General features: G+C 62.1%; 3 protein-coding genes and 4 pseudogenes. 3 read left to right on the top strand and 4 right to left on the bottom strand.

The window, feature by feature from the left end; genetic code table 11:
- Positions 1 to 91 precede the first annotated feature (91 nt).
- Positions 92 to 241, top strand: a pseudogene (locus ABIA96_RS36675) (PhnD/SsuA/transferrin family substrate-binding protein); the annotation flags it as partial.
- A 60-nt stretch (positions 242 to 301) separates the two neighbouring features.
- Positions 302 to 1,255 (top strand): annotated as a pseudogene (locus ABIA96_RS36445) (Mu transposase domain-containing protein); the annotation flags it as partial.
- A 270-nt stretch (positions 1,256 to 1,525) separates the two neighbouring features.
- Here ABIA96_RS36445 and ABIA96_RS36440 read toward each other — a convergent pair.
- The 4 genes and pseudogenes from ABIA96_RS36440 to ABIA96_RS36425 all read right to left on the bottom strand — a co-directional run bounded on the left by ABIA96_RS36440 (position 1,526) and on the right by ABIA96_RS36425 (position 4,575).
- The gene (locus ABIA96_RS36440; RefSeq protein WP_354053403.1) at positions 1,526 to 2,110 is read right to left on the bottom strand and encodes a hypothetical protein; all 585 of its coding nucleotides are present in this window, start codon (positions 2,108 to 2,110) and stop codon (positions 1,526 to 1,528) included.
- Positions 2,111 to 2,176: 66 nt separating this feature from the next.
- Positions 2,177 to 2,986 (bottom strand): phosphonate ABC transporter ATP-binding protein, encoded by an 810-nt coding sequence (phnC, locus tag ABIA96_RS36435; protein WP_247457907.1) that lies wholly within the window; start codon positions 2,984 to 2,986, stop codon positions 2,177 to 2,179.
- A 52-nt stretch (positions 2,987 to 3,038) separates the two neighbouring features.
- Positions 3,039 to 3,674: pseudogene (locus tag ABIA96_RS36430) on the bottom strand (thiamine pyrophosphate-binding protein); the annotation flags it as partial.
- A gap of 310 nt (positions 3,675 to 3,984) precedes the next feature.
- Positions 3,985 to 4,575, bottom strand: coding sequence for a phasin family protein (locus ABIA96_RS36425; RefSeq protein ID WP_247457906.1), 591 nt, complete (start codon positions 4,573 to 4,575; stop codon positions 3,985 to 3,987).
- A 401-nt stretch (positions 4,576 to 4,976) separates the two neighbouring features.
- Here ABIA96_RS36425 and ABIA96_RS36420 point away from each other — a divergent pair.
- Positions 4,977 to 5,084 (top strand): annotated as a pseudogene (locus ABIA96_RS36420) (transposase); the annotation flags it as partial.

Raw genomic sequence — 5,084 nt, 5'->3', positions numbered from 1 at the left:
CGACGATTGGAAAGCCAAATATCCCGAGCTGACCTTCGCGGTCATTCCGGCGGAAAACGCCTCGGGCGTGACCGAGCGCTGGGCGCCGTTCATGAGCTATCTCTCCAAGGAATTGGGCGTGAAGGTCACGCTGCGCATCGCCAACGACTACGCCGCCGTCATCGAAGGACAGCGCGCCGGCAACATCCATATCGCCAGCTACGGCTCGGCCTCGTTCGCCCGCGCCCGCCTGACCGGCGTCAAGACCGACGCCTTCGCCAAGGACATCAACGCCGACGGCTCGACCGGCTACTACTCGGTGTCCCGCGACCGAGCGTTCGCCCTGTTCAAAGGCACCTGCACCCGTGGCATCTACGACAACATGAAGACCGCCGTAGAGACGATCTTCGTCGGTAAAGGGCGTCTCTACAATCGTCGCTTTCTGCAGATTTGCAGCCACTATCTGGTCGATCCGGTCGCCTGCACGCCGGCGTCAGGCTGGGAGAAGGAGCAGGTCGAGAACCAGGTCGGGCTGGTCAGGCAACGCTTCTTCACGCCGCGGCTGCGGTTCAAAAACCTCGACGAGTTGAACGCCTGGCTGCTCGACAAATGCATCGGCTACGCCAAGGCTCATCGCCATCCGGAGCTGGTCGATCAGACGATCTGGGACGTGTTCGAAGCCGAACGCCCCAAACTCGGTCCTTATGCCGGCCGCTTCGACGGCTTCCATGCGGTGACGGCGTCGGTCTCGAAGACCTGCCTGGTGCGCTTCGACAACAACAAGTACTCGGTCGCAGCCAGCGCAGTCGGACGCCCCGTCGAAGTTCAAGCCTATGCCGATCGCATCGTGATCCGTCAGGATGGACGTATCGTTGCCGAGCACCCGCGCCTTTAGTCGCGGCGATACTGTCTACGACCCCTGGCACTATGTGCCGGTGCTCGCCCGCAAAGCCGGCGCCTTGCGCAACGGCGCTCCGTTCAAGGACTGGGTGCTGCCGGCCGCGATCGAGCGGATCCGGCGCAGGCTTGCCAGCACCGATGACGGCAACCGGCAGATGGTCGACATCCTCAACGCGGTGCTGACTGACGGTCTGCCTGCGGTGGAAGCGGCCTGTGCCGAAGCGCTCAGTCACGGCGTCCATTCCGCCGCGATGTCGTGCTCAATATCCTGGCCCGTCAACGTGAACCCGCCCCACCGGCCAACATCATGACGCCGGCCGCACCGACGCTTCGTCATGCGCCGATCGCCGATTGTGCCCGTTACGACAACCTCCGGAACAGGCCATCGCCTCCGCAGCGTGCAAGGCTGGAAAGTTCCGACGGGTTGGCAGTACCGCTTGCGACGAGCGCAATTGTTGTGGTTACCGAAAAAGGACCTGAGATCGTATTAAAGATTGTCCTGCATTTTCCCGCTTCAGAACTTACACCTTAAGTTATCGCCGCATTTGCGCGCGCCGGTCGTCTGCTCTAATGTGCACTACCGATTGTGCGGGCGCCATTCATGTAGGCGCCGGCACTCGGAGAGAGCACTCAAATGTCAACGAGTTCACGGCTTATTGGCGTCCTCCGCACAGTCCTTCGTACACAGATTGATAAAGAACGACTGAGCGTCAATTGAGATTCTGCCGTTGTTAGCGGCCGTATTGAACGCAGCGATGCAGGCGCGGCGTCCCGCACCCTCCATGCCAGGTTGCGCATTCAGGCGATCAACATAATCCTGCACATTCACTTTACAGATCACCGAGGGTTGCCCGTTCGCGAGCTTCAGAGTGTGACCCTCGGCATTCCAGGCCCCCGTCAGGTCTGATTTCCCCTCGCAGATCGGGCTTCTTAGGTCTGATTTCCCCTCGCAGTTCGGGCTTCTTAGGTCTGATTTCCCCTCGCAGTTCGGGCTTCTGTCTCTGACCGTGATGTGCAGCTTGGTCGTTTCGTTGAAGGTGAGATGAATGTCGGGACTTCCCTGCGCCAACTCGCAGACCCAATGGTTACTCATGCCGAGACTCTTGCAGAGTCCGGAGTTGGCAGCGCTGCCGTAAAGCGTGAGCGCATCGCAAATCGGCGCAACGGCGGAGGCCGAAGTCGTGAACGCGAGCGCGGCGGCGCCGGCGAGGATGAGTCTGCGAGTGATCATGGTACCCTCTTCATCGGTTGGGGTCGGTTGACGCAAAAATTGGGCAACTAACAGGTATGCCGCGGCTCAGGCGGCCGCGGCCGTTCCGAGCGCCGGCACGCCCTCGGGCACCGGCACAGGCATTCCGCCCATGACGTCGGTGGCTTCGAGATCGTAGAGCTCGCGCGCGACGTGGTCGGTCAACTCGGCCGGCGCGCCGTCGAACACCACGCGACCCTGCGCCATGCCGATCAGACGGTCGCAATAGCTGCGCGCCAGATCGAGCGAATGCAGGTTGCAGAGTACGGTGATGCCGAAATGCTTGTTGATGCGCAGCAGCGCATCCATCACGATCTTGGTGTTGCGCGGGTCGAGCGAGGCGATCGGCTCGTCGGCGAGGATGATGTCGGGCTGCTGCACCAGCGCGCGGGCGATCGCGACACGCTGCTGCTGGCCGCCGGAGAGCTGGTCGGCACGCTGGGCGGCGAGCGAGGCGATATCGAACTGCTCGAGCGCCGACATCGCCAGCGCCTTGTCGTGCTCGGGCCAGGTCTGCGTCAACGAGCGCCATGCCGGCATCGTTGCGAGGCGCCCCATCAGGACATTGGTGAGGACGTCGAGCCGGCCGACCAGGTTGAACTGCTGGAAGATCATTGCCGATCGCGCCCGCCACTGCCGCAGCTCCTTGCCGCGCAGCGCCGTTACGTCGATGCCGTCGAATTGGATGCGGCCCTGCGTCGGCGTCACCAGGCGGTTGATGGTCCGCAGCAAGGTCGACTTGCCGGCGCCGGATCGCCCGATCACACCGACGAAGCCGCCGGGGGAGATTTGAAACGAAGCGTCGTCCACCGCGGCTTTTGCGCCGAAGCGGCACGTCAGACCTTCAACGACCAGCATGCAGGGCTCCAGAGTAGCTGGAGGCCACCGCTAACACTGGCGCTTGACAGTAGGTCGAACGCGGGCGGCTGGCCGCGGCCCCGGCCATGATCAGGGGCCGTTTCGCCGCCAGGATGATCTCGGCCGCGCGATCGAGGGCCGCGGGGTGCGCGACCGGGATTTCGATCGGATGGATCGGCACCGCCTCGACCTCGGCACGGGCGATGTCCTCGGGCAACTCGAGCAGGACCGAGCCCGGCCGCTCCTCCATCGCGATGCGGAAGGCATCGCGCAACAGCGTCGGGATGCTTGGCGCGCTGACGATCTGACGCGCCAGCTTGGTCAGCGGCTTCATCGACCCGACCAGGTCGACGATCTGGAAGCGGGCCTGCCGGCTGCTCATGATCGCCTTCTGCCCGGTGATCATCACCATCGGCATCGCGCCGAGATGTGCATGGGCCGCGCCGGTCGAGAAGTTCAGCGCGCCAGGACCCAACGTCGAGAAACACACGCCTGGCCGCCCCGTCAGCCGCCCGTGCGTCGCCGCCATGAACGCCGCCGCCTGTTCATGACGGGTCAAGACCAACTGGATCTTTGAAGTGCGGAGCGACTCGACGAAGTCGAGATTTTCGTCGCCCGGCACGCCAAAGATGCGGTCAACGCCTTCATGCTCCAAGGCAGCGACCAAAAGATCAGAACCCTTCACCATCTATCTACTCCCTATTGTCGATCGCCTCGTCCGCTTGGTTATGCGGCGCTTGATTGCAGCGCTCGCAAACTCCGACGTCGAGACCTCCCCGCCGAGATTGGCGGTCCGCACGTTGTCGACCTGCAACGTCTGCTCGATCGCGGTCCGTAGCTTAATTGCGAGATCGTTAGCTCACGAGCTGGCGCAGCACGTATAGCCCTCAGCCGCGGAGCGGATCGGGCAACCTGCGCCGCTGTTATCGGCCCCGCCGCCCTCAGCACGAGATTCAGTAAGTCGCGTGCCAAGCAAGCGCTGTCGCGCCCGAACCCCGCTAGGCAGCAGGCCAGTGAGTGTTTTTGGCCATGCGCTTTGCGGTCTCGTCGACCTTCGACATGATGCCGACCACCCGGCGGTTGCTCTCCACCAGACCCTGAACAGTTTCACGCAAGAATTCACTCTGCAGGACCGCGATCTCTGGGGGAGTTCGACAGGCCCAGAACTTCTTTATGCACGTCATCGTAATTTCCATTTGATGCCGAACGAACGCGCAATACTCTCGAGACATCTCGCTTGTCGCTTGAGTAACGGCGCTTGTGCATTGTAGCGTAGCCGCAGCGTTACCCGCCGACCGTTCGGTAGCCTGTAGGAGGCCGCTCCACAAGCCGGGGAGCGCGAACTGATCGGTAGAGCGGCCCATTGCGGCTGCCGTCATCTCCGATCTGACCCGCATGGCGTCTTGGAACGCCTCCGCATTTTGCCGGAGCAGTTCGGTACCGATGCGATTCATCTCCTGACCAGCCTCAACCGCCATTTCCCAGATGTGCTTCATCTGCTCGGCCGCACTTTCGCCGGTACGTCGAACTGCTTCGTCGACGGGCTCGGCGGTGTGGCTAGACCTGTTGTCGTGATCGTGCGTTGCCATGTTTATGGCCTCCAACTATTTCGGCTTGGGCCGACTTCTGTTCATCGCCCATCTCGATCCCACCATTACTCGGGTGCGGCGCTCCGCTTCCGGCGTGAATGACGGACTTAGCTATAGCAAATGCCATGCCAGCTCGCGGATCGCAAAGATCTAACGACAATCCAACGAGTTAAGAGAACCCCAACTAACAATGGCAATCAACAGCGCAGCTGATTTCGAACAATACGTCAGGAATGCGACAGCGCGCCTTTGCAGCGTTGCGGCGCGAGGGTTAAAGAGGACAAGGAGCGAACTCGCAGCAGTTGATGTAGACGGCGAAATGCTCGACCGTCGCGAGTAGCTCGCCCGGCTCTTGCCAGTCTGGCCACGACGTCGGCAAGCTCGCGTACCAGACGCCTTAGGCCTCGTGCGGAGTGGCGCGGCAATACACTGGTTCGGCAGGGAAGATCACGAACTGCCAGATCGGCGTCTTCGCTACCTACGTTTCGCGTCATGGTCATGCGTTCATC

The organism is Bradyrhizobium sp. LB11.1 (assembly GCF_040549385.1).
In the GTDB taxonomy this organism is placed as follows: Bacteria; Pseudomonadota; Alphaproteobacteria; order Rhizobiales; family Xanthobacteraceae; genus Bradyrhizobium.
This window is presented reverse-complemented; position numbering and strand designations above follow the sequence as displayed.